Below are 21,712 nucleotides of genomic sequence, written 5' to 3' on the forward strand. Positions count from 1 at the left end.
GCGCCGGCGGCGGCGGCGGATGGTTGTTCGGCAACGGTGGCAACGGTGGCAGTGGCGGCGCCGCGACCTCGGTGACCACGGCCGGCGGCACCGGCGGCGCCGGTGGCAGTGCCGGGCTGTGGGGCTCGGGGGGCAGCGGTGGACACGGTGGCGCCGGCATGGCCGGCGCAAACGCCGTCAACCCCGCATCGGCCACCGACGCAACGCTCAACGGCGAGGACGGCATGAGCAATCAGGTCGGGAATACCGGATTCGCCAGGGGTGGGCCGGGCCTCGACGGCCAGCCCGGCGGCGCGGGTGTCAACGGGGGCAGCGGGGGTGACGGCGGCAACGCGGACGTCACGCAGACCAAGGGCGTGACCAGCGCCGCCAACGCCGTCGCCGGCAACGGCGGAGACGGCGGCACCGGTGGTGCCGGTGGGGCCCGCGGTGGTGACGGCGGCGCGGCCGGCGCAGCCCGTGCCGTGAATGGCGGTGCGGGCGCGGCTTTCGGCGGTAACGGCGGTGACGGCGGCGTGGGGTTCGACGGGCAGTCCGGCGGCGTCGGGGGCGCCGGCGGAGACGGGGGCCGCGGCGGGTTGCTGATCGGCAACGGCGGCAACGGCGGCGTGGGCGGCAGCGGCGGCCTCGGCGGTAGCGGTTCGGTCGGCGGCACCGGTGGTGACGGCGGGGGGCACCGCACCACCGACTCGAGTTCCACCAACGCGGCCTACAGTTCCGGCGGCAACTCCTTCGGCGGGAACGGCGGATCGGGCGGCGACGGTGGCCGGGGCGGGCACGGTGGGTTGGGCGGCGCCGGTGGCGCGGGCGGAAACGCCGGTGCCGGAGGCTATTTGATCGGCAATGGCGGGGCCGGCGGCAGTGGCGGTGTCGGGGGCGGCGGTGGAGCCGGCGGTCTAGGTGGCAATGGTGGGGTCGGGGGGCCAGGCGGAACCGCCGGTGCTCCTGAGGGTTTGGCGGCCGGCGGCTCAGGTGGTAACGGCGGCGACTCGGGCCACGGTGGTGACGGAGGTGGCGGGGGCGAGGGCGGCCACGGCGGCTCGGGCGCGCGCGGCGGACTGTTCGGCAGCCAGGGCCCGGACGGGGGCGGCGGTGACGGTGGCATCGGCGGCACCGGCGGCTTGCCGGGCAGCGCCGGCAGCGGCGGCGCCGCCGGGTTAGGCCTTGGGACGCCCCCCTATAACGGCCTACCCGGACTCGACGGCGCCAGCGGCCCCGACTTCGACGGGACCACTGGCGCCAACGGACGAGCCGGCTGCTAGCTACACGTACGCCAGACCCGGGGCACCGCTCGCATGACCGACCGACGCCAGCGGCCGGCGCACGTAGATCGTCCAGGTCAGTACCGAGGCGGCGATGTAGAAGCCCACGAAGACCCAGAACGCCGAGGTGGCGGTGCCGCTGCTCAAATAGGATTGGCGCAGAGCGAGATTGACCCCGACACCGCCGAGCGCGCCCACGGCCCCGGCGAATCCGATCAGGGCGCCGGACATTGAGCGCGACCACTGCCGTCGTTCGGCCTCGCTCAAGGGCAGCGAGTGGCTGCGGGCTTCGAAGATCGACGGAATCATCTTGTACACAGAGCCATTGCCGATTCCGGACAGGATGAACAGCGCCACGAAGCCCACGATGTAACCGATCATCATCGAGGCGGGCGCCGGACCGGTGCGGTGATCGCCGAAAGTACTGACGCTGACCAGTATTCCGGCCGCGAGTATCATCGCGCAGAACGCGATCAAGGTGACTCGCCCGCCGCCGACCCGGTCGGCCAGCCGACCGCCGTACACCCGCGACAGCGATCCCAGAAGTGGTCCCAGAAACGCGATCTGGGCGGCATGCAGGGCGGCCTGAGCGGTGCTCTGGCCACCGGCGACGAAGTTGATCTGCAGCACCTGACCGAACGCGAAGGAGAACCCGATAAACGAACCGAAGGTGCCGATGTAGAGCATGGAGATCACCCAGGTGTGCGGCTCGGCCAGCACCTTGCGCATCGTGTCGATCTCGATGCGGTACTGCTTGAGGTTGTCCATGTACAACGCCGCGCCGATACCGGCTACCGCCAGCAGCACCAGGTACACCGCGCAGACCCAGTAGGGACTGCGGTTGCCCAGTGTGGCGATCACCAGCAGACCGACCAGCTGGATCATCGGCACTCCGAGGTTGCCGCCACCGGCGTTGAGCGCCAGCGCCCAGCCTTTGAGCCGTTGCGGATAGAACGCGTTGATGTTCGTCATGGACGAGGCGAAGTTGCCGCCGCCGAAGCCGGCCAGCGCGGCGCACACCAGATACGGCCACAGCGGTAAGCCCGGATTGGCCAGCAGCACAATCGTTCCGACGGTGGGGATGAGCAGGACCAGCGCCGAGAAGACGGTCCAGTTGCGCCCGCCGAACTTCGCGGTTGCGAAGGTGTAGGGAAACCGCAGGCAGCCCCCGACCAGCGTCGCCGTGGCACCCAGCAAGAACTTGTCGCCGGCGGAGAAGCCGTACACCGACGCCGGCATGAACAGCACCATCACCGACCAGATCGACCAGACGGAGAATCCGACGTGCTCGGCGGCCACCGACCAGATCAGGTTGCGCCGGGCGATGTCCTTATTGCCGGCCTCCCACGCAATGACATCTTCGGGATCCCACTCGGAGATAGCGTGCGAACGGCGGGCGAACATGAAGACTCCTAACGTCATCGACCTTGCCGCTCACGCTAAAAATCCTTTGTTGCTCGGGCGCTTCCGCCAGTGACCCGGGCGTGTGAATTTCCGATCACCGCAGCGCCACCCGCAGTGTGAGACTTACCAGACGTCCCCGTCGCGCCAATCGCACATCAGCTCCGCGGAGGTGTCCAGGGACACACACACCGGAAGGACGAAGATCGAGCCGTCGTCCTCGGGAGTGCGGGCCGCACCGGTGGGCGCCAGCACCGAGGTCGGTCCGAGCCAGGGCAGCCAGCCGCGGGCCGCATACAGTCCGCGCGCATCCACCGTGGAGCTGAGCGCTCCGAGTTGGTAGGCGCCGCGCATCACCTGCTCGACTCCGTCCAGCAGCGCGCGGACCAGTCCCTGGCCGCGCCAATCCTCGCGTACCGCAACACCTTCCACGTACCCACAGCGCAACGCGTGGCCACCGTAGATCAGCCGCCGCTGCACCACCGCGGCGTGCGCGATGATCGCGCCGTGGTGCCAGACCAGTGCGTGCATCCCGCCCAGCGTGTGTTCCCAGTCGGTGTCGGTGAAGTCGCCGGCGAACGCCGTGGTGACCATCTGATAGATGCTCTGGCGCGTGTGGCTGTCCAGATCGGCGGTGTGGACCAGGCGTGCGGTGTGCACGTCCCTTGTTCTACCAGGCCGTGCTCATCGGGGCAGCCGCGGACGCGCCCAGTGCAGGCGCACGTGCTGACCGGGCCGCACCTGGGCGGCCTTGTCGATGTCCTCGTCGATCAGCACGCCGATCACCGGGTAGCCACCGGTGACCGGGTGATCCGGTCCCAGAATCACCGGTAGCCCGTTGGGCGGCACCTGGATCGCACCGCGGGTGGCACCCTCGCTCGGCAGCTGCCGGTCCGGATCGCGGTGCCGCAGCGGACGCCCGACGAGCCGCATTCCCACCCGGTCGCTGCGGTCGGAGGCCACCCAGTCGGTGTGGACCAGGACATCGGGGTCGACGAACCAGTCGTCGCGCGGACCGGGTATTGCCAGCAACTCGACCGCTTCCGTGGTGATCGCGGCCACCGGTGCCTGATCCAGCTCGGGGTAATCGTCGGTGTGCTCGCCGACCGGCAGCACGTCGCCGGCCTGCAGCGGCAGTGGGCCGATCGCCGACATCACGTCATAGCTGCGTGAGCCCAGCACCGGCGTGACGCAGATGCCGCCGCGCACCGCCAGATAGGTGCGCAATCCAGCCCGCGGCGTGCCGAGGGATATCACCTGCCCGTCCCGTACGTGGTGAATGCTGTTGGTGCCGAACATGATTCCATTGACGGTCGGGTCGGTGTCGGCGCCCGTCACGGCGATGTCGAGGTCCCCGCCGCGCACCCGGGCGGTCAAACCCCCGAACGTCACCTCCACGGTGGCCCGGTCGTCGGGGTTGGCGACCAGCCGGTTGGCCAGGGTGTGCGAGCGGCGGTCGGCGGCCCCGGAGGGGCCGACGCCCAGGTGGGCGAGCCCGGTGCGGCCGAGGTCCTGCACGATCGCCAGCGGCCCGGTGCGCAGGATTTCCAGAGTGGTGGTCATGACGCCCCCTAATCGGCCCGGAACCGGACCCAGCAGCCCTGGGTGAGCAGCGCCGGGTCGGGTCGGTCGATGTCCCACAGGACGGCCTCGGTGTGACCGATGATCTGCCATCCGCCCGGCGACTGCCGCGGGTAGACCGCGCTGAATTCGCCGGCCAGGCCCACCGCGCCGGCCGGCACCGAGGTCCGCGGTTCGGACCTCCGCGGCACCCGAAGCCGCTCGTCGCCGCCGATCAGGTAGGCAAATCCGGGTGCGAACCCGCCGAAGCCCACCCGCCACCGGGTGCTGGTGTGGGCGTGGATGACCTGGGCGGGGCTGAGGCCCGTATGGCTGGCGACGTGGGCCAGATCGGGGCCGTCGTAGACGACGTCGATCACGATGTCCTCGGCAGGGTCGCCGGCGTCGGCAGTGAGCGCGTCGGCGGCCACCCGCAACCTTCTGATGCGCTGCCGGGTGACGCCCTGGAAGCGCGGGCCGTCCAGTTTGACCAGGACCGTTACCGAGGCCGGGACGATGTCCAGCACCCCCGGTAATCTGGCCGCCCGCAGCGCCTCCGTCCATGCCAACACCTCGGCGGTGGTGTCACACTGCAGGATCAGTGCTTGGTCGCCGTAGTCGACCACGGTCATTGCCATGTCGACGCCCCTCGAGAAATCGGTGATCTCCGTCACACTCATGATTCGACGGTAGCCCCGGAACGAAGCCGCGTGCGAGCGATTTCGAGCTCTGCCAGAGCTGCCTTAGCAAACGCTCAGAGCGCTGTCAGCCCAGAACTTTGGCCAGTTGTGGCGGCAGCTGATCGGCAACCACCGGATAGCTCAGCGGGGAGGCGAAGGCGATCGCCCCGGCGAGGTCCTTGGAGGTAAAGATGTGACGCTTACGCTCGGTCGCCTGCGACGCCGCCACCTCGGGGTCGGCCAGTAACGCCTGTTCCTCTTCGGGACTCTCCGTCGACCAGATCACCACATCGGCGGAATCCAGCACATCCTTGATGCGATCGCGGGGGATCACCGCGCGATGGTCGCTGGCGTAGGGCTTGATGCTGTCGGCCACCACCAGTCCCATCTGATTGAGAAAATCGGTGCGCCAGCCCGCCACGGTCGCCACGATCGTGCCCTGCCATATGCGGCCCTGCATCAGCAGCGCCTTGCGGCCCTTCCAGGACGGATTCTTCTGCCCGACGTCGGTGAACTTGCTGTCGACGGCGTTGACCAACGACTTCATCTGGTCGGCCTGGAACACCGCCTGGCCGATCGTGGCGGCCTGGTCTTTCCACGGCTCGAAGAAGGCTTCCCCTTCGGACTGTGCGACGGTCGGCGCGATCGCAGACAGCTTTTGATAGGTGTCGGCGTCCAGGCCGGCGTTGGTCGCCACGATCAGGTCCGGCTTGAGGCCGGCGATCTGGTCGACTTGTATCCCGTTCTCCAAATTGAGCAAAACGGGTTGTGCCGCACCAAGTTTCGGCTGAGCCCAGGGCCACACCCCGAAGGGCTGGTCGCCGAACCAGTTGGTCACCGCGACCGGAACCACGCCCACGGCCAACAGGTCGTCCTGTTCGGTGTAACCGGCGCTGACCACCCGTTTGGGTGGTTCCTTGACGACGGTCTGACCGAACAGGTGGGTGACCGTCACCGACCCGCCGCCGGCCGATCCAGGTGCCGGCTTCGGGTCGGAGCATGCAGCAACCAGCCCGGCCACCCCCGCCACCCCGGCGGCCTGCAAAAACCCCCGCCGACTCCATCCCTGGTGCACAGCGAGAGAGTATCGCGTGTCTTACCGAGCCGTCAGTTACGCGGCCGGGGCTTCGGTGTGTAGTTCTCCCAGGGGGAGTAGTCGGCGATCAGTTCCTCCTGCGGTGGACGTTGATCAGCGGGTACGTGCTGCAGGTTGATGCGGATTCGGTACCAAATCGAACTGGGGCCGCGCATGCCGTCGACCAGCACGTCGACCGGCTCCAGCAGCGCGGCCGCCGCGGGATGACGCTCCCGCCAGGTGTCCAGCGCGGCCAGCGCCTCGTCCTTGGTCTTGGTGCGGGCGACCTCGATCAACGGCATCGAGGACTGACGGCGCCCGTCGGCGGACTTCTGCGCGCCGCGCGGCGCCTTCTCCGGCGGTCCCAATTCTTCGGCCAAGGCCAGCAGCCGGTCCAGACCGCCCACCGCGTCGTCCATGCCGGCCCAGGGGTCACCCAGCTCGGCGAACCGGCCGGGCACCGTCGAGATGGTGAACTTCTCCGGGCGGCACCCGGGCACCTCGTCCCAACGCAGCGGGGTGGAGACCCGGGCGTCCGGGGTGGCGCGCACCGAGTACGCCGACGCGACCGTGCGGTCCTTGGCGTTCTGGTTGAAGTCGACGAACACGCCCTCGCGCTCTTCCTTCCACCACCGGCTGGTCGCCAGGTCGGGAGCCCGTCGTTCGACCTCACGCGCGACGGTCTGCGCGGCCAGCCGCACTTTGGCGAACGGCCACTGCGGAGCGATCCGGGCGTAGATGTGGAAGCCGCGCGACCCGGACGTCTTGGGCCAGGGCGTCAGGCCGTAGTCCTCGAGCACCTCCCGGGCCACCAACGCCACGTCGACCATGCGCTGCCAGTCGACGCCGGGCATCGGGTCCAGATCGACCCGCAGCTCGTCGGGATGCTCGAGGTCGTCGGCGCGCACCGGATGCGGGTTCAGGTCCACACACCCCGTGTTGATCACCCAGGCCAGGCCGGCGGCGTCATGGATTACCGCCTCGTCGGCCGAGGTGCCCGATGCGTAGCGCAACGTGGCGACGTCCACCCAGTCCGGCCGGTTGGCCGGCGCGCGCTTCTGGAACACCGCCTCCTCGGTGATGCCTTTGACGAACCGCTTGAGGATCATCGGCCGCTCGGCCACCCCGCGCAACGCGCCGTCGGCCACCGACAGGTAGTAGCGGATCAGATCGAGCTTGGTCACCCCGAGAATAGGAAAAACGACCTTGTCCGGATGGGTGACGGTGACCTGGTGGCCGGTCACTTCCAGCGACGCGGGTTTGGTCATAGAAGCCGATGGTAATTCGGGGGAAACCTACCCGTCGCTTTGCGACCTCCGTCACATATGGTGAGGAACATGCCTAACCTCAGCGACCTGCCCGGGCAGATCCCTGCCAAGATTCAGCAGTACGTCGAACGCGGCGCTGCCGAACTGCACTACGTGCGAAAGATCTTCGAAGCGGGCGCGTTCAAGATCGAGTCGCCGCTCAAGACCGCGGCCATGGCAGCCGATATCGCCAAGTGGGGCGAATTCGGCATGCTGCCGTCGCTGAACGCCCGACGCCATCCCGACGCCCGCGCCGTCATCGACGAAGAGGGCTCGATGACCTACAAAGAACTCGACGAAGCCGCCCATGCCGTGGCCAACGGCCTCATCGAGATGGGCGTCAAGGGCGGCGACGGGGTGGCCATCCTGGCCCGCAATACCCGGTGGTTCGTCATCGCCAATTACGGTGCCGCCCGAGCCGGTGCGCGCATCATCCTGCTCAACAGCGAATTCTCCGGACCGCAGGTCAAAGAGGTCTCCGAGCGCGAAGGCGCCAAGGTGATCATCTACGACGACGAGTACACCAAGACGGTCAGCAAGGCCGAGCCGGAGCTGGGCAAGCTGCGGGCGCTGGGCACCAACCCGGACAGCGACGAGGAGTCCGGCAGTAAGGACGAGACGCTGGCCGAGCTGATCAAGCGCAGCAGCAAAGAGCCGGCTCCCAAGGCCAGCAAACACGCCTCGATCATCATCCTGACCAGCGGTACCACCGGAACCCCGAAGGGGGCCAACCGCAGCACGCCGCCGACGCTGGCGCCGGTCGGCGGCATCCTGTCGCACGTGCCGTTCAAGGCCAACGAGATCACCTCGCTGCCCGCGCCGATGTTCCACGCGCTGGGCTACCTGCACGCCACCATCGCCATGTTCCTGGGCTCGACTCTGGTGCTGCGCCGCAAGTTCAAGCCACCGCTGGTGCTCGAAGACTTGGAGAAGCACAAGGCGACCGCCATGGTGGTGGTGCCGGTGATGCTGTCGCGCCTGCTCGACGCCATCGAGAAGATGGACAAGAAGCCCGATCTGTCGCACCTGAAGATCATCTTCGTGTCCGGCTCACAGCTGGGCGCCGAGCTGGCCCAGCGCGCGCTCAAAGACTTCGGCCCCGTCATCTACAACATGTACGGGTCCACCGAGATCGCGTTCGCCACCATTGCCGGGCCCAAGGATCTGGAGAAGAACCCGGCGACGGTCGGGCCGGTGGTCAAGGGCGTCAAGGTCAAGATCCTCGACGACAACGGCAACGAGAAACCGCAGGGCGAGGTCGGGCGGATCTTCGTCGGCAACGCCTTCCCCTTCGAGGGCTACACCGGCGGTGGTCACAAGCAGATAATCGACGGCTTGATGTCCTCGGGGGACGTCGGCTACTTCGACGAGGGCGGTCTGCTGTACGTCAGCGGCCGCGACGACGAGATGATCGTCTCCGGTGGTGAGAACGTGTTCCCGGCCGAGGTGGAGGACTGCCTGAGCGGGCATCCCGACGTGGTGGAGGCCACCGCGATAGGCGTCGAGGACAAGGACTGGGGGCACCGGCTGCGTGCGTTCGTCGTCAAGAAGGACGGCTCCGATGTCGACGAGGACACCCTTAAGAAGCATGTGAAGGAGGAGTTGGCCCGGTACAAGGTGCCGCGCGAGGTCATCTTCCTCGACGAGTTGCCGCGCAACCCCACCGGCAAGATCCTCAAGCGCGAACTGCGTGAGCTCGACGTCGACGATGAGGACGAGGCGAAGGACAAGGCCAAGGAGATGGCCCAGCAAAAGGGTGAGGACGCCGAGAAGGGCGACTAACAACCGCGAGCAGACACAAAAGCCCCTCGGAGCGGATGCTCCCGGGGGCTTTTGTGTCTGCTCGCGCCCCCTACGGGTCGCGGGGAAGCCCCAGCAGTCGCTCGGCGATGATGTTGAGCTGTACCTCCGAGGTGCCGCCGTAGATGGTGGTGGCCCGGCTTGACAGCAGGAACTCACCCCACTTGCCTTGCGGGGTGTGCGGGTCGCCGATCACGGCGTCGGTGCCGAAGGACGAGACCGCGAACTCGGCGTAGCCCTGGCCCGTGCGCATCGACAGCAGCTTGGAGATGGCCGCCGACGGCATCGCGTCGCCGCCGGCCAGGGTCAGCAACGTCGACCGCAGGTTCAGCACCTTGGCGGCATGGCCCTCGGCAATCAACTGGCCGGCGCGGTGGCGGGCGACCTGATCGAAATGGCCGTCCCGCACGAATTCGACGAACTGCTGCAGGCTGGCCAGAAAGTTCAGATCGCTACCGCCGATCGAAACCCGTTCGGCGGTAAGGGTATTGCGGCTGACCTCCCAGCCGCGGTTGACCTCGCCCAGCACGTACTCGTCCGGCACGAACACGTCGTCGATGTAGACGGTGTTGAAGAACTCCTGACCGGTGAGCTCACGCAGCGGCTTGACCGTCACGCCCTCGCTTTTCATGTCGAGCAGGAAGTAGGTGATGCCCTGGTGCTTTGGGGCGTTCGGGTCGCTTCTGGCCAGTAGCGCGCCCCACTGCGAGAACTGCGCGGCAGTGGTCCAGATCTTCTGCCCGGTGATGCGCCAGCCGCCGTCCACCTTGGTCGCCTTGGTGGACAGGCCGGCCAGGTCGGATCCGGCTCCCGGCTCGGAAAACAGTTGGCACCAAACCATTTCGCCGCGGAACGTCGGCGGCAGGAAGCGCTGCTTCTGCTCCTCGGTGCCGAACGCGACGATAGACGGGATGATCCACGCCGCGATGCCGACCTGCGGCCGCTTGACCCGCCCGGCGGCGAATTCCTGGGCAATGATCACCTGCTCGACCGGACTCGACGCCCGTCCCCACGGCTTGGGCAGGTAGGGGAGCACCCACCCGGCCTCGGCGATCGCGACCTTGCGCGACTCGCGGTCCATCTCCTTGAAGGCGGCCACCTCGGCCCGGATCTCGGCGCGGAGCTTCTCGGTGTCGGGATCGAGATCGATGTCCACCGCGCGCATCCCGCTGGTGGTCGCGGTGTCCACCACCCGTTGCGGGTATTCCGAGGCGCGGCCGAAGCAGGCGGCCAGCATCAATGCCCGGCGGTAGTAGACGTTGGTGTCGTGTTCCCAGGTGAAGCCGATGCCGCCGTGCACCTGAATGCAGTCCTGTGTGCACCGCTGAGCCGCGGCCGGTGCCAGCGTTGCCGCCACGGCCGCGGCGAACGCCAAGTGCTCGCTGTCTTCATCCAGAGCACGCGCGGCGTCCCACACCGCGGCGGTGGCCCGCTCGGTGTCGGCGATCATCTCGGCGCACTTGTGCTTGATGGCCTGGAACTGGCCGATCGGCCGGCCGAACTGCTCGCGGATCTTGGCGTAACCCGAGGCCGCGTCGGTTGCCCAGCGCGCGACCCCCACCGCTTCGGCGGACAGCAGCGTGGTCATCAGCGCGTGGGCTTTGGTCATGCTCAGGTCGGCCAGCACTACGTCGTCACCCACCTCGACGGCATTGGCGCAGATGTCGGCGATGGGCCGCAGTGGGTCGAGGCTGCGCACCGGATTGATCTCCAGCTGCTCGCTGCGCAGCACCACCCACTCTTCGCCGCTGTCGATGGCCACCGGCAGCACCAGGATGGAGGCTTGCGCGGCCGCGGGCACCGCACGCACTTCGCCGCGGATCACCAGCACGTCGCCTTGTCGGGTGGCCGTCAGTCCCGAGTCCAGCGCATAGGCGCCGATGGCCGCTCCCGACGCCAACTCGGAGAGCACCTTGCAGTCCGGGTCGTGCGCGGCGATCAGCGCGCTCGCGATCGCCGATGGCACGAACGGCCCGGGCACCGCGCCGTGGCCGAACTCGGCCAGCACGACGGCCAGTTCGAGGATGCCGAAGCCCTGTCCGCCGACGGATTCGGCCAGGTGCACGCCCTGCAGACCCTGTTCGGCGGCGGCCTGCCAGTACGGCGGAGGGTTCTCCACCGGTGTTTCCAGGGCCGCATGCAGCACCTCCGACGGTGCTACCCGCGACACCAGTGACCGCACTGAATCGGCCAGGTCTTGGTGCTCCGGGGTGATCGCGATCGGCATTGGTCGCCTTTCCCATGAGGTTCGTGGGCTTCACTTGTGCGCAGCATCTTCCAACCTAACAACTGGCTGGTTGGGGCCACTCAGGACGTTCTATTGAAAATGATTGTCGTATTCAGTACGCTCCGCATGTCACTGATTGAAAGGGAGCCATTCATGAAAGCTAAGTCCGGAAAAATTGCGCTGACGGCGCGGGTGTTGGGCCTGGTCGCGGCTGCGGTGGTGGGATCCTCGGCGCTGTCGGGGTGCGAGGCGCTGTACCACCAGCTCGAGCCTTTTGCCCCGGGTGATCACACCGGTCACGACCACTGATTGAGGACCGCCTGCCGCACGCACGCTGGGCGCCTTTGGTCAGGGTCTGAACCTCACGGCCACCGTTTGGTGATCCAATCGGCGATGACGTCGGCCTGGGCCTCGCGTGCGCCGGGTGTGGTGAAGTAGTGATCGGTGTCGATGACGGCCTGTGATTTGTCGGTGCCGGCCAGTGCGTCGTAGATCCGTTTGGCGTCGGACGGGAACACGCCGGTGTCGGCTTCGGCGTTGATCACCAGGGCGGGGCAGGTGATCCGGCTCAAATGCGGCTCGGCCCTGGTCTGGGCCACCCGCAGGCTCCACATACCCAGCCAGCTGCGCAGCGTGCAGGCCGCGGCGATGCCGAGCGCGGATCTATTGGCCTTGACCGGGCGGCCGGCGTAGCACGAATTGGCCTGACGGTTGGTGGGTTCGATGCTCGGATCGACCATGCGGGGGTCGGCCCAGGTGCGCATCACGGTGAACGGCCGGTCGGAGAAGCCGGCCGCCCGGATCCTTTTGAGTTCGGCTTCGGCCCAATCGGTGATGGCGTGGTTGCGCGCCACCTGTGCCTGCCGGTAGCGCTGTACGAACTCTGTCGAATACGGCGGGCCGTTGTCCTCGTTGAACAGATCCAGGTCGGGATCTGTTGCCACCGGATCATTTTCGTCGACGACGGCGCCGTCCATCCAGGCGGTGAGTACGTCCGGTCGTCCGGGATGTGCGGCGGTGGCGACATACCCGTCGGCGGCGGGCAACTCGGTGACGCCCTCAGCGGGCCGCATGCCTTCCAGCGGCGTCACGTTCGGGTGCACCGCCTGGGACTGGTAGGCCGACATCAACGAACCACCACCCGAGTTGCCGAGCAGGACAACGGTTTCCACGCCGGCAACGTCCCGTAGCCAACGGATGCCCACGCCGATATCGACCAGCGCGTGATCGAGCAGAAAGCTGCTTTCGAAGCCCCGGAACCGGGTGTTCCAGCCCAGGAACCCGATGCCGCGGGCAGCGAGGTAGTCGGCGATGTAGTGCTCGGAGAAGTCGATTTGGTAGTGCGTGGCGATCATTGCCACCTTGGGCCGCTGGCCCGCCGCGTGATGGTAGAGACCCTGGCACGGGTGTCCGCCCGCTCCGGCGCGTCGGGCGGTCGGGGACGGCAGCCCGATGAATTCGCGGATGATCTCGGTCACGAGCGCTGCTCCTCGCTGTAGATGGCCCGGAAGTAGATGTTGGCCAGCGTCCGGATGCAGGCCTCGTCGTCCGGCTCGCCGGACTCGCCGGTGAGCTGGATGTAGCAGAACTGGTTGAACATGGCGACCAGCGCCTCGGCGAGCAACTGCGGGTCGTCGTTGGGGCAGTAGCCCTGCCGCTGCGCACGCCTGACCGAGTCGGCGATGAAAGCAATTGGTATCGAGCACATCTCGGCCCAGTGCTGGGCGAAGTCGGGGCTGACCATCGCGAGTTGGGACACGCTGACCATCTCGGCGAGGCGGTGCCGGTAGGTGTGCCAGTGCGCGGCGGCTGCCTGGTGTGCGCGCTCGCGTTCGGAGAGGCCGTGCTCGGTCACCGCTGCTGCGCGCTCACCGGCCTCGTCGCGGAAGCGCAGCGCCCACTGGCGCACCATCGCCTCTTTGGAGTCGTAGTAGTTGTAGAACGACGCCGCCGACCGGCCGGCCTCGGCCGCGATGTCGGCGACGGTCGTCGCCAGTATCCCCTTGCGGGCGACAACCTTTCGGGCGGCGGCGTCGATCGCGGCCTGGGTTTGCCGGCCGCGGTGGGTAGGGCGCCCGGATGGGGCTGCCGTGCTGGTCACGCGCGCCTTCCCTGGAACGAACCTGAATCTGATGTTAGATTCAGATTTGGATCTTAGGTAGGGGCCGCGAACATGATCAAGCCGCACAACACCAACAGTGAATTCGAGCTCGGCGGAATCAACCACGTCGCGCTGGTGTGTTCGGACATGCAGCGCACGGTGGATTTCTACAGCAACATCCTGGGCATGCCGCTGATCAAGTCGCTGGACCTGCCCGGAGGGGCAGGGCAGCACTTCTTCTTCGACGCCGGCAACGGTGACTGTGTCGCGTTCTTCTGGTTCGCCGAGGCGGCCGACCGGGTGCCGGGCATTTCCTCGCCGGGTGCGCTGCCGGGTCTCGGGGACATCACCAGCGCGGTGAGCACCATGAATCACCTCGCCTTCCACGTGCCGGCCGACAAGTTCGACGCCTACCGGCAACGGCTGAAGGACAAGGGTGTTCGGGTCGGCCCGGTGCTCAACCACGACGAGAGCCCGATGCAGGTGTCCGCAACCGTGCATCCCGGGGTCTACGTGCGCTCCTTCTACTTCCAGGACCCCGACGGCATCATGCTCGAATTCGCTTGCTGGGTAAGGGAATTTACGGAAGCTGACACGCCTGCGGTGCCCAGGACCGCGGCCGATCGCCGCCCGCCGGTGGCGGCCGGCCGGTAGCCGTCGATACTTCTTGGGTGACCGAGGGCATTCTTACCGACGAACAGATCGAGGCGCTGAGCCCTCAACAGCGGCGGGAGTTGATCACCCGGCTGGAGAAGCCGCTGAGCGATCTGGAAGACCCTGAGGTGCTGGCCCGGATGCGGCGGATCCGACTGAGTCTGATCGTCGGCGGCTTGATCGTGATGATCCCCTGGATCGGCTACCTGGCGGTCACCCTGCCGCAGAAGTACGTGGCGCACAACTGGCCGGTCACCTGGATCGGGTTCGACATCCTGTTGCTCGGCTTCATGGCCGCCACGGCGGTGCTGGGCTTTCTGCGCCGTCAGTTGATCGTGCTTACAGGGTTCACCACCGGAGTGCTGCTGATCTGCGACGGGTGGTTCGACCTGATGACCGCCAAGCCTGAAGACGCTGCCGTGTCGGTGGTGACCGCAATGCTGATCCAGGCGCCGATGGCGTACCTGCTCATCTCCGGCGCCTTGCGGATCATGCGTCTGACGTGGCTGCGCCTGTGGCTGCATCCCGAGATGCGGGTGTGGCAGGTACCGCTGATGCCTTAGCCGACCGGTAGAGGCTGGGCTCGGTCAGCTCCAGCAGCAGTGCGGCCAGGTGGTCGGCCAGTTCCTCGGGCTCCATCTTCACGTCGCCTTCCAGCCACGCGCTCAGTGTCTGCCCCACGCCGCCGACCGCGAAATGCGTCGCCGCCTTGACCTGTTCGTTCTCGGGTGCGTGCAGCATGTCGACGACGTGCCGGCCGGTCACCAGGGCGAACAGCGCGGTGGACTCGGCCCGTTTGCGCATCACCACCGCGTTCGCCAGCCTGGTGCTGAACACCAAGCGGCCGATACGGGCGTCCTCGGCGACCGTGCGCACCACGACACCCATCCCAGCGCGGGCCTGCTCATGTGTCGGTCCGGTCGCCGCGGCGGCCTGGATGTTCGCCGCCAGCTTGGCGATCACCCAGTCATACACGTGTGCGACCAACTCGTCTTTGTCGCTGAAGCTCTCATAGAAGTAGCGGGCCGACAGGCCGGCACGCTCGCAGACGCTGCGGACCGTCAACTCCGGTTCATCGGGGGCGCCGAGCAGGTCCAACCCCGCGGCCAGCAACTGATTGCGGCGCGCGGCCAACCGTTCGGTCGCCTCGACGCCGCGATACGGCCGTGCGCTGCGGGGCGTCATATCGACCATCTTGACATCAGTGGCCGGCAGCGGACAATATCAGGAAACATGCGTTGTCAAATTGAGGGACCGCGGGAGCCGACGATGACTATTGACCAGGCCGCGCGCCAGCACGTTCCGCACGTCGAGCGCCCGATAGCCGATCCGCCGCGGACGGGGGGCCCCCACCGCCGGCGAATCGCCGCCGACTACGGACTGATGGGTGTCGCGCTGCTGGCCGGTCCGGCCAACGTGATCATGGAGTTGGCCCGGCCCGGCGTCGGCCACGGGGTGGCGGAAAGTCGTGTGGAAAGCGGGCGCATCGACCGCCATCCCATCAAGCGCGCCCGCACCACCTTCACCTACATCGCGGTGGCCAACTCCGGCACCGACGTTCAGAAGGCGGCCTTTCGTCGCGCGGTCAACCGCGCCCACGCCGAGGTCTATTCGACGCCCGACAGTCCGGTGCCCTACAACGCGTTCGATCCCGAACTGCAGTTATGGGTCGCCGCCTGCATCTTCAAGGGCGGCATCGACATCTACCGCACCTTCGTCGGGGAGATCCCCGAAGACGAGGCCGACCGGATCTATCGCGACGGCATGTCCATCGGCACCACCTTGCAGGTGCCACCGGAAATGTGGCCGCCGGATCGAGCGGCGTTCGACAGGTACTGGGAAGAGTCGTTGGAGCAGGTGCACATCGACGACTCTGTCCGGGAATTTCTGTATCCGATCGCGGTCTCCCGGATCAAGGGTGTGCCGCTGCCGGACTGGCTGCGCACCCCGTTGGAGAGCTTCAATCTGCTGATCACCACGGGCTTCCTGCCGCAACGGTTCCGCGACGAGATGCGGCTGCCGTGGGACGACGCCCAACAGCAGCGTTTCGACCGGCTGATGGCGGTGATCGGGGCGGTGAACGGAGTGCTGCCGAAAGTGATCCGGCAGTTCCCGTTCAACCTGATGCTGTGGGACCTGGATCGCCGGATCAAGGCGGGTCGGGCGCTCGTATAGCAAATCCAGGCCCAACAGGCTCAGTCGGCAAGCCCTGTTATCTGCTCGATAGCCGGTAGATCGGGTGCGCCAATCCCACCGGAGCCGCTTGGTCGGTTATCTAGCGACGTCGCACTAATTGAAAATGATTGTCACATGCAATAAGGGCGTGCCCTGAAGTCGGTGCAGAAGGGGTGGCTTGGCATGGGCACGGTGTGGATGGCGGCGCCGCCGGAGTTGCATTCGACGCTGCTCAGCAGCGGGGCGGGGCCGGGCTCGTTGGTGGCGGCCGCGGCGGCGTGGTCGGCCCTGAGCACCGAGTACACCGAGGTGGCCGACGAACTCGTCGCGCTGCTGGCCGCGGTGCAGGGCGGTGCCTGGGAAGGCCCGACCGCCGCAGAGTACGTCGCCGCCCATGCGCCTTTTCTGGCGTGGTTGACGCAGGCGAGCGTCAACAGCGCCACCGCGGCTGCCCAGCATGAGATTGCGGCCGCGGCGTACACGGCCGCGCTGGCCGCGATGCCCACGCTGGTCGAGCTGGCCGCCAATCACGCCGTCCATGGCGTCTTGGTCGCGACAAACTTTTTCGGGATTAACACCATTCCGATTGCGCTCAACGAGGCCGATTACGTGCGCATGTGGGTCCAGGCGGCCACCACGATGGCGAGCTATGAGGCAGTGTCTGGCACCGCGGCGGCCTCGACTCCGGCGACCAGCCCGGCGCCGGAAATCGTCCACACCGAGGACGACCACGAGGGCGACGAACACGAGCACGAAGAAGGGGAACACGACGAGCACGAGGGCCACGACCACGGCGATCCCACCGTATTCGATTACTTCCTCGCCGATCTGCTGCGAACGCTCACGAACAACCAGTTCGACTGGGATCCCCTCGAGGGCACGGTCAACGGAATCCCGGCACACGACTACACAGACGCCACGCAACCGATCTGGTGGGGCGTGCGTGCCGTCGAATTCAGCTCGCAAGCCCAGAATTTCGTCTCTCAGCTGTCCACAGATCCGTACGGCGCCATGTGGTTCGTCATTGAACTCGCCCTGTTGGACTGGCCCACCCACGTGCTGCAGGTCGTGCAAGCGGCCACATCTCCTCAGCTGATCGCGGTCGCCCTTGGTGCCGCCGTCTCCAATCTGGGGTCGGTCGCCGGCTTGGCCGGCTTGGCTGGGTTGGCGGGGACACCGCCTGCGGCGGCCGTTCCCGCAATGCTGCCGCCGGTTGCTGCCGTGCCGCTGTTGCCGGTGGCCGCCGTGGCCCCGAGTGTGGTCGCGTCAGCCGCGCCCGCCGCGCCGACACCGGCACCCACGCCCACGGCGAGCAGCGTCGCGAGCACCGCGCCGGCACCGCCCCCGTCAGCCCCGGCCGCCGGCTTCGGCTTCCCATATCTGGTGGGGGGTGGCCCCGGCATCGGTTTCGGCTCCGGCATGGCGGCCAGTGCCAGCGCCAGCAGGAAGGCATCCGAACCCGATTTGGCTGCGGTGGCTGCTGCGGCAGCTGCCCGTGAGCAGGCCCGTGCACGTCGGCGTCGGCGTGGCGTGCTGCGCGACCACGGTGACGAGTTCGCGGACATGAACGTCGACGTCGACCCGGACTGGGGCGCGCCCGAGGACCGGGAGCCGGTGGCTTCGCGGGCCGGCGCCGGACGCTTGGGGTTCGCCGGCGCGGCGCGGAAAGAATCCGGCAGTGCTGCGGCCGGATTGAGCACACTGGTCGAAGACGAATTCGCCAGCGGCCCAACCGAGCCGATGCTTCCGAGCACCTGGGATCCGCGCCGCGCCTGACTGACGACACGCCGCGCCCGGCCGCAGGTCATATGCCGCAGGTCATATGAAGCGCGAAGCGAACGCGACGGCTGGCATATCCACGTCAAGCGTCTGATCGACGTCGCGGGCATTCGCAGCTGGTGCGCCCGTTTGCCCCTCGGGCGCCCTCCTGATGCCGGTTCACCATATTGAAAACGATTGTCAAGGTCACTAGTGTCAGGCATCGAGGTCGGTGGTGGAGGGGTGCTTTGGTATGGGCACTGTGTGGATGGCGGCGCCGCCGGAGTTGCACTCGACGCTGCTCAGCAGCGGGGCGGGACCGGGCTCGTTGGTGGCGGCCGCGGCGGCGTGGTCGGCCCTGAGCACCGAGTACACCGAGGTGGCCGACGAACTCGTCGCGCTGCTGGCCGCGGTGCAGGGCGGTGCCTGGGAAGGCCCGACCGCCGCACAGTACGTCGCCGCCCATGCGCCTTTTCTGGCGTGGTTGATGCAGGCGAGCGTCAACAGCGCCACTGCGGCTGGCCAGCATGAGATTGCGGCCGCGGCGTACACGGCCGCGCTGGCCGCGATGCCCACGCTGGTCGAGCTGGCTGCCAATCACGCCGTCCATGGCGTCTTGGTCGCGACAAACTTTTTCGGGATTAACACCATTCCGATTGCGCTCAACGAGGCCGATTACGTGCGCATGTGGGTCCAGGCGGCCACCACGATGGCGACCTATGAGGCAGTGTCCGGCACCGCGGCGGCCTCGACTCCGGCGACCAGCCCGGCGCCGGAAATCGTCCACACCGAGGACGACCACGAGGGCGACGAACACACCGATGAGGACGGCCACACCGATGAGGACGGCCACACCGATGAGGACGGCCACGAGCACGGGGGCGAGGCGACCCCTCTCGACTATGTCGTAGCGGAGTTTCTGCGCGTGATCAGCGGTGGTCGAGTGATCTGGAATCCCACCGAAGGCACGCTCAACGGAATCCCCTTCGAGGAGTACACGAATGCCGCCGACCCGTACTGGTGGGTCGCTCGTGGCATCGAGTTCCCGAAGGATTTCGAATCGTTCGTGCAGGAGCTTTTCACGAATCCGGAAGAGGCGCTGCAGTCATATATCGATCTCGTGTTCTTCGACTACCCCGAACACATCCTGCAAATTTTTCAAGCGGTGAACCAGGCGCCGCAGTTGCTGGCGCTCGCGCTCACTGCCCCGGCTTCCGGTCTTGGAGCGGTTACCGGCTTGGCGGGGCTTTCCGGTCTCGCCGCCATCCAGCCGCCGGCGGTGCTGCCCGCGGCGGTACCGCCTGCTGCCGCCGGTCCGCCGATGCCGGCCGCCGCCGTGGCCAACGGCGTCGTCGCGTCAGGCGCGCCCACGGCACCTGCCCCCGCGCCCGCCCCCGCCACGAGCACAGTCGCCGGTGCCGGACCGGCATCGGCGCCGCCGGCTCTCCCCGCCGCGGGTGCCAGCTTTCCCTTCCTGGTCGGCGGCGGCCCCGGCGTCGGTTTCGGGTCCGGCATGAGCACCAGCGCCAGCGCCAGCAGGAAGGCTTCCGAACCCGACCTGGCTGCGGTGGCTGCTGCGGCAGCTGCCCGTGAGCAGGCCCGTGCGCGTCGGCGTCGGCGTGCCGTGCTGCGCGACCACGGCGACGAGTTCGCGGACATGAATGTCGACGTCGACCCGGACTGGGGCGCGCCCGACGACGGGGAGCCGGTGGCTTCGCAGGCTCGGGCCGGACGCTTCGGGTTCGCCGGCACCGTGCACAGGGAATCGTCGGCTACCGCGGCAGGATTGAGCACGTTGGTGGAGGACGACTTCGGCGGCGGGCCAAAGGCGCCGATGTTGCCAAGCACCTGGGATTCCGACGGGGTTTGATGGTGGCGACCCGCTGCGCCCGGCTGCGCCGCGCTTGCGATCGCCACGGGGCTTGATGGTGGCGACCCGCTGCGCCCGGCTGCGCCGCGCTTGCGATCGCCACGGGGTTGACCGCCCCGCGTAGGGTCGGTTGCGTGCGAAGCGAACGTGACAGCTGGGACATCACCACAAGCGTTGGATCGACTGCGCTATTCGTCGCGACGGCCCGAGCGTTAGAGGCCAAAAAGCCCGACCCGCTGGTCGTCGACCCGTATGCCGAGATGTTCGCCCGGGCCGTCGGGGGTTCCTGGGCTGACGTGCTCGACGGCAACGCGCCCGACCATGAACTGCTCGATGACGACTTCGGTCAGCACTTCGTCAACTTCCAGGCCGCCCGCACCAAATACTTCGACGCGTATTTCCAGCGTGCCGCCGCGGCCGGCGCTCGCCAGGTGGTGATCTTGGCGGCGGGCCTGGATTCGCGGGCCTACCGATTGCCGTGGCCGGATGGAACGACGATCTACGAGCTGGACCAGCCGCAAGTCCTCGACTTCAAGCGGGAGGTCCTCGCCGAGCACGGCGTGCAACCGCGCGCGCAGCGCCGCGAGATCGCCGTCGACCTTCGCGACGACTGGTCGGCAGCACTGCAGGACAACGGCTTTGACCCGATGCTGTTTTCCGCCTGGATCGCCGAGGGGTTACTGATCTACCTGCCGGCCGCCGCGCAAGAACAGCTTTTCTCGGGCATCGACGCGCTGGCCAGCCTTGGCAGCCACGTCGCTGTCGAGGATGGCGCTCCGATGCCGGCCGAGGAATTCCAGGCCAAGGTGGAAGAAGAACGTGCCGCCGCGGAGGAACGTCCCTTCTTCCAGTTGGTCTACAACGAACGCCACGCCCCGGCCGCCGAGTGGTTCGGTGAGCACGGGTGGACGGCGATCGGGACACCGCTCAACGACTACCTAAGGGAGGTCGGCCGCCCGATACCCGGGCCCGACTCGGAGGCGGGGCCGATGTTCGCCCGCAACACGCTGGTGAGCGCCACCAAGCCGTAGCCCCGGCCGGGAACTTTTCCCGATGCGCGTCCGACCACTTGTCTGTGCAGGTGGTGGCGTGGGGGGCCGTCCCGCCCGAGATCCATTCGGCGCAGCTCAGCAGCGGCCCGGGAGCTGTGGGCTGGCTGAAGGCGGCTCAGGGATGGCGCTCGCTGAGTGCCGACTACGCCTCGGCCGCCGACGAGCTGGTCGACATTCTCGCGGTGGTGCAGGCCGGGGCGCGGGACGGGCCGGCTGCAGCCAGGTACGTGACCGCCCACCTGCCCTATCTGCACTGCCTGATGCCGGCCGGCGCGAACAGCGCCGACGCCGCGACACGGCAGCAATCGGCCGCGGCCGCTGACACCGTCGCACTCGCCACCATGCCGACCCTGGCCGAACTCGCCGCCAACCACGTCCTGCACGCCGCGCTGGTCGCCACAAACTTCTTCGGGATCAATACCATTCCCATCGCGCTCAACGAGGCCGACTATGTCCGGATGTGGATCGAGGCCGCCAACACGATGACCGCGTATCAGACGGTCGCCGACGCGGCGGTGGCGTCGGCGCCACCGGCGGAGGCGGCGCCCCCCTCGCCGAGGGCGCTGTCGCCGATGCGGTGGGCCTCATGACGTTCCCCGGCCACCGCTTTGGCGGCGCTGCGGCGGCGCCCATGCCGCCGCGCACCTGGACGCCGGGTCCCGAGCCGCCGCCACCCCGGAGTTGTTAATGAAAACCATATTCAGTAAGCTTCATTACCTTGCCGCCCGCCGCGTACCGCTGCGCGGAATGCGCAGGTCAAGGCCGTTGAGACAGGAGTTCAGGTGGTCAA

At 67.7% G+C, this 21,712-nt stretch carries 19 protein-coding genes and 1 pseudogene; 10 read left to right on the forward strand and 10 right to left on the reverse strand.

Annotated features, from left to right (window positions below):
* A partial coding sequence (locus tag AWC08_RS36605) for a PE family protein (protein ID WP_159460006.1) occupies nucleotides 1–1,262 on the forward strand: 1,262 nt, incomplete at its 5' end.
* Here AWC08_RS36605 and AWC08_RS18345 read toward each other — a convergent pair.
* The 6 genes from AWC08_RS18345 to ligD form a co-directional block, all read right to left on the reverse strand.
* Complete coding sequence (locus AWC08_RS18345; protein ID WP_065135676.1) at nucleotides 1,263–2,666, reverse strand: nitrate/nitrite transporter; 1,404 nt, start codon at nucleotides 2,664–2,666, stop codon at nucleotides 1,263–1,265. It lies immediately after the preceding gene.
* Nucleotides 2,667–2,789: 123 nt separating this feature from the next.
* Entirely contained in the window at nucleotides 2,790–3,323 is a 534-nt protein-coding gene (locus AWC08_RS18350; protein WP_069434763.1) for a GNAT family N-acetyltransferase, read from the reverse strand.
* A gap of 24 nt (nucleotides 3,324–3,347) precedes the next feature.
* Nucleotides 3,348–4,226, reverse strand: a complete 879-nt coding sequence (locus AWC08_RS18355) for a 5-oxoprolinase/urea amidolyase family protein (RefSeq protein ID WP_065135678.1) — start codon at nucleotides 4,224–4,226, stop codon at nucleotides 3,348–3,350.
* A gap of 8 nt (nucleotides 4,227–4,234) precedes the next feature.
* Nucleotides 4,235–4,903 (reverse strand): 5-oxoprolinase subunit B family protein, encoded by a 669-nt coding sequence (locus tag AWC08_RS18360; protein ID WP_069434762.1) that lies wholly within the window; start codon nucleotides 4,901–4,903, stop codon nucleotides 4,235–4,237.
* A gap of 85 nt (nucleotides 4,904–4,988) precedes the next feature.
* Complete coding sequence (locus AWC08_RS18365) at nucleotides 4,989–5,978, reverse strand: ABC transporter substrate-binding protein (protein WP_065135680.1); 990 nt, start codon at nucleotides 5,976–5,978, stop codon at nucleotides 4,989–4,991.
* 32 nt (nucleotides 5,979–6,010) lie between these two features.
* Complete coding sequence (ligD, locus tag AWC08_RS18370) at nucleotides 6,011–7,246, reverse strand: non-homologous end-joining DNA ligase (RefSeq protein ID WP_069434761.1); 1,236 nt, start codon at nucleotides 7,244–7,246, stop codon at nucleotides 6,011–6,013.
* Between the two features lie 69 nt (nucleotides 7,247–7,315).
* Here ligD and fadD2 point away from each other — a divergent pair, with 69 nt between their 5' ends.
* The gene (gene fadD2, locus AWC08_RS18375; RefSeq protein WP_082986545.1) at nucleotides 7,316–9,067 is read left to right on the forward strand and encodes a long-chain-fatty-acid--CoA ligase FadD2; all 1,752 of its coding nucleotides are present in this window, start codon (nucleotides 7,316–7,318) and stop codon (nucleotides 9,065–9,067) included.
* Nucleotides 9,068–9,137: 70 nt separating this feature from the next.
* Here fadD2 and AWC08_RS18380 read toward each other — a convergent pair whose 3' ends face one another.
* Complete coding sequence (locus AWC08_RS18380) at nucleotides 9,138–11,312, reverse strand: acyl-CoA dehydrogenase family protein (protein WP_065135682.1); 2,175 nt, start codon at nucleotides 11,310–11,312, stop codon at nucleotides 9,138–9,140.
* A gap of 153 nt (nucleotides 11,313–11,465) precedes the next feature.
* Between AWC08_RS18380 and AWC08_RS36610 the strand changes: the two genes are divergently transcribed.
* On the forward strand, nucleotides 11,466–11,621 hold the full coding sequence (locus tag AWC08_RS36610; protein ID WP_156781368.1) for a hypothetical protein: 156 nt from the start codon (nucleotides 11,466–11,468) through the stop codon (nucleotides 11,619–11,621).
* 53 nt (nucleotides 11,622–11,674) lie between these two features.
* Here the strand turns inward: AWC08_RS36610 and AWC08_RS18390 are convergent, their stop codons facing one another.
* Both AWC08_RS18390 and AWC08_RS18395 read right to left on the reverse strand, forming a co-directional pair.
* Nucleotides 11,675–12,790 carry an alpha/beta hydrolase gene (locus tag AWC08_RS18390; protein ID WP_172835211.1) on the reverse strand — a complete coding sequence of 372 codons (1,116 nt, stop codon included), beginning with the start codon at nucleotides 12,788–12,790 and terminating at the stop codon, nucleotides 11,675–11,677.
* The gene (locus AWC08_RS18395) at nucleotides 12,787–13,413 is read right to left on the reverse strand and encodes a TetR/AcrR family transcriptional regulator (protein ID WP_065135684.1); all 627 of its coding nucleotides are present in this window, start codon (nucleotides 13,411–13,413) and stop codon (nucleotides 12,787–12,789) included. Before AWC08_RS18395 ends, AWC08_RS18390 begins: the two co-directional genes overlap by 4 nt.
* Before the next feature lie 72 nt (nucleotides 13,414–13,485).
* On the opposite strand from AWC08_RS18395, the gene AWC08_RS18400 reads away from it, so the two are divergent.
* Both AWC08_RS18400 and AWC08_RS18405 read left to right on the forward strand, forming a co-directional pair.
* Complete coding sequence (locus AWC08_RS18400) at nucleotides 13,486–14,067, forward strand: VOC family protein (protein ID WP_065135685.1); 582 nt, start codon at nucleotides 13,486–13,488, stop codon at nucleotides 14,065–14,067.
* A gap of 17 nt (nucleotides 14,068–14,084) precedes the next feature.
* On the forward strand, nucleotides 14,085–14,630 hold the full coding sequence (locus AWC08_RS18405; RefSeq protein ID WP_065135686.1) for a hypothetical protein: 546 nt from the start codon (nucleotides 14,085–14,087) through the stop codon (nucleotides 14,628–14,630).
* On the opposite strand, the gene AWC08_RS18410 is transcribed toward AWC08_RS18405, so the two are convergent.
* Entirely contained in the window at nucleotides 14,557–15,261 is a 705-nt protein-coding gene (locus tag AWC08_RS18410; protein ID WP_065135687.1) for a TetR/AcrR family transcriptional regulator, read from the reverse strand. The two genes, AWC08_RS18405 and AWC08_RS18410, sit on opposite strands and share 74 nt — an antisense overlap.
* Nucleotides 15,262–15,336: 75 nt before the next feature.
* Here AWC08_RS18410 and AWC08_RS18415 point away from each other — a divergent pair, with 75 nt between their 5' ends.
* The 5 genes and pseudogenes from AWC08_RS18415 to AWC08_RS18435 all read left to right on the forward strand — a co-directional run.
* Complete coding sequence (locus AWC08_RS18415; protein ID WP_065135688.1) at nucleotides 15,337–16,242, forward strand: oxygenase MpaB family protein; 906 nt, start codon at nucleotides 15,337–15,339, stop codon at nucleotides 16,240–16,242.
* A 183-nt stretch (nucleotides 16,243–16,425) separates the two neighbouring features.
* Nucleotides 16,426–18,018 (forward strand): PPE family protein, encoded by a 1,593-nt coding sequence (locus tag AWC08_RS18420; protein WP_085088068.1) that lies wholly within the window; start codon nucleotides 16,426–16,428, stop codon nucleotides 18,016–18,018.
* Nucleotides 18,019–18,253: 235 nt separating this feature from the next.
* Nucleotides 18,254–19,870 (forward strand): PPE family protein, encoded by a 1,617-nt coding sequence (locus AWC08_RS18425; protein WP_085088071.1) that lies wholly within the window; start codon nucleotides 18,254–18,256, stop codon nucleotides 19,868–19,870.
* A gap of 134 nt (nucleotides 19,871–20,004) precedes the next feature.
* Nucleotides 20,005–20,901 (forward strand): class I SAM-dependent methyltransferase, encoded by an 897-nt coding sequence (locus AWC08_RS18430; protein WP_085088074.1) that lies wholly within the window; start codon nucleotides 20,005–20,007, stop codon nucleotides 20,899–20,901.
* A 44-nt stretch (nucleotides 20,902–20,945) separates the two neighbouring features.
* Nucleotides 20,946–21,494 (forward strand): annotated as a pseudogene (locus tag AWC08_RS18435) (PPE family protein); the annotation flags it as partial.
* Nucleotides 21,495–21,712: the final 218 nt, after the last annotated feature.

Origin of the sequence: Mycobacterium gordonae (assembly GCF_002101675.1) — a bacterium.
In the GTDB taxonomy this organism is placed as follows: Bacteria; Actinomycetota; Actinomycetes; order Mycobacteriales; family Mycobacteriaceae; genus Mycobacterium; species Mycobacterium gordonae.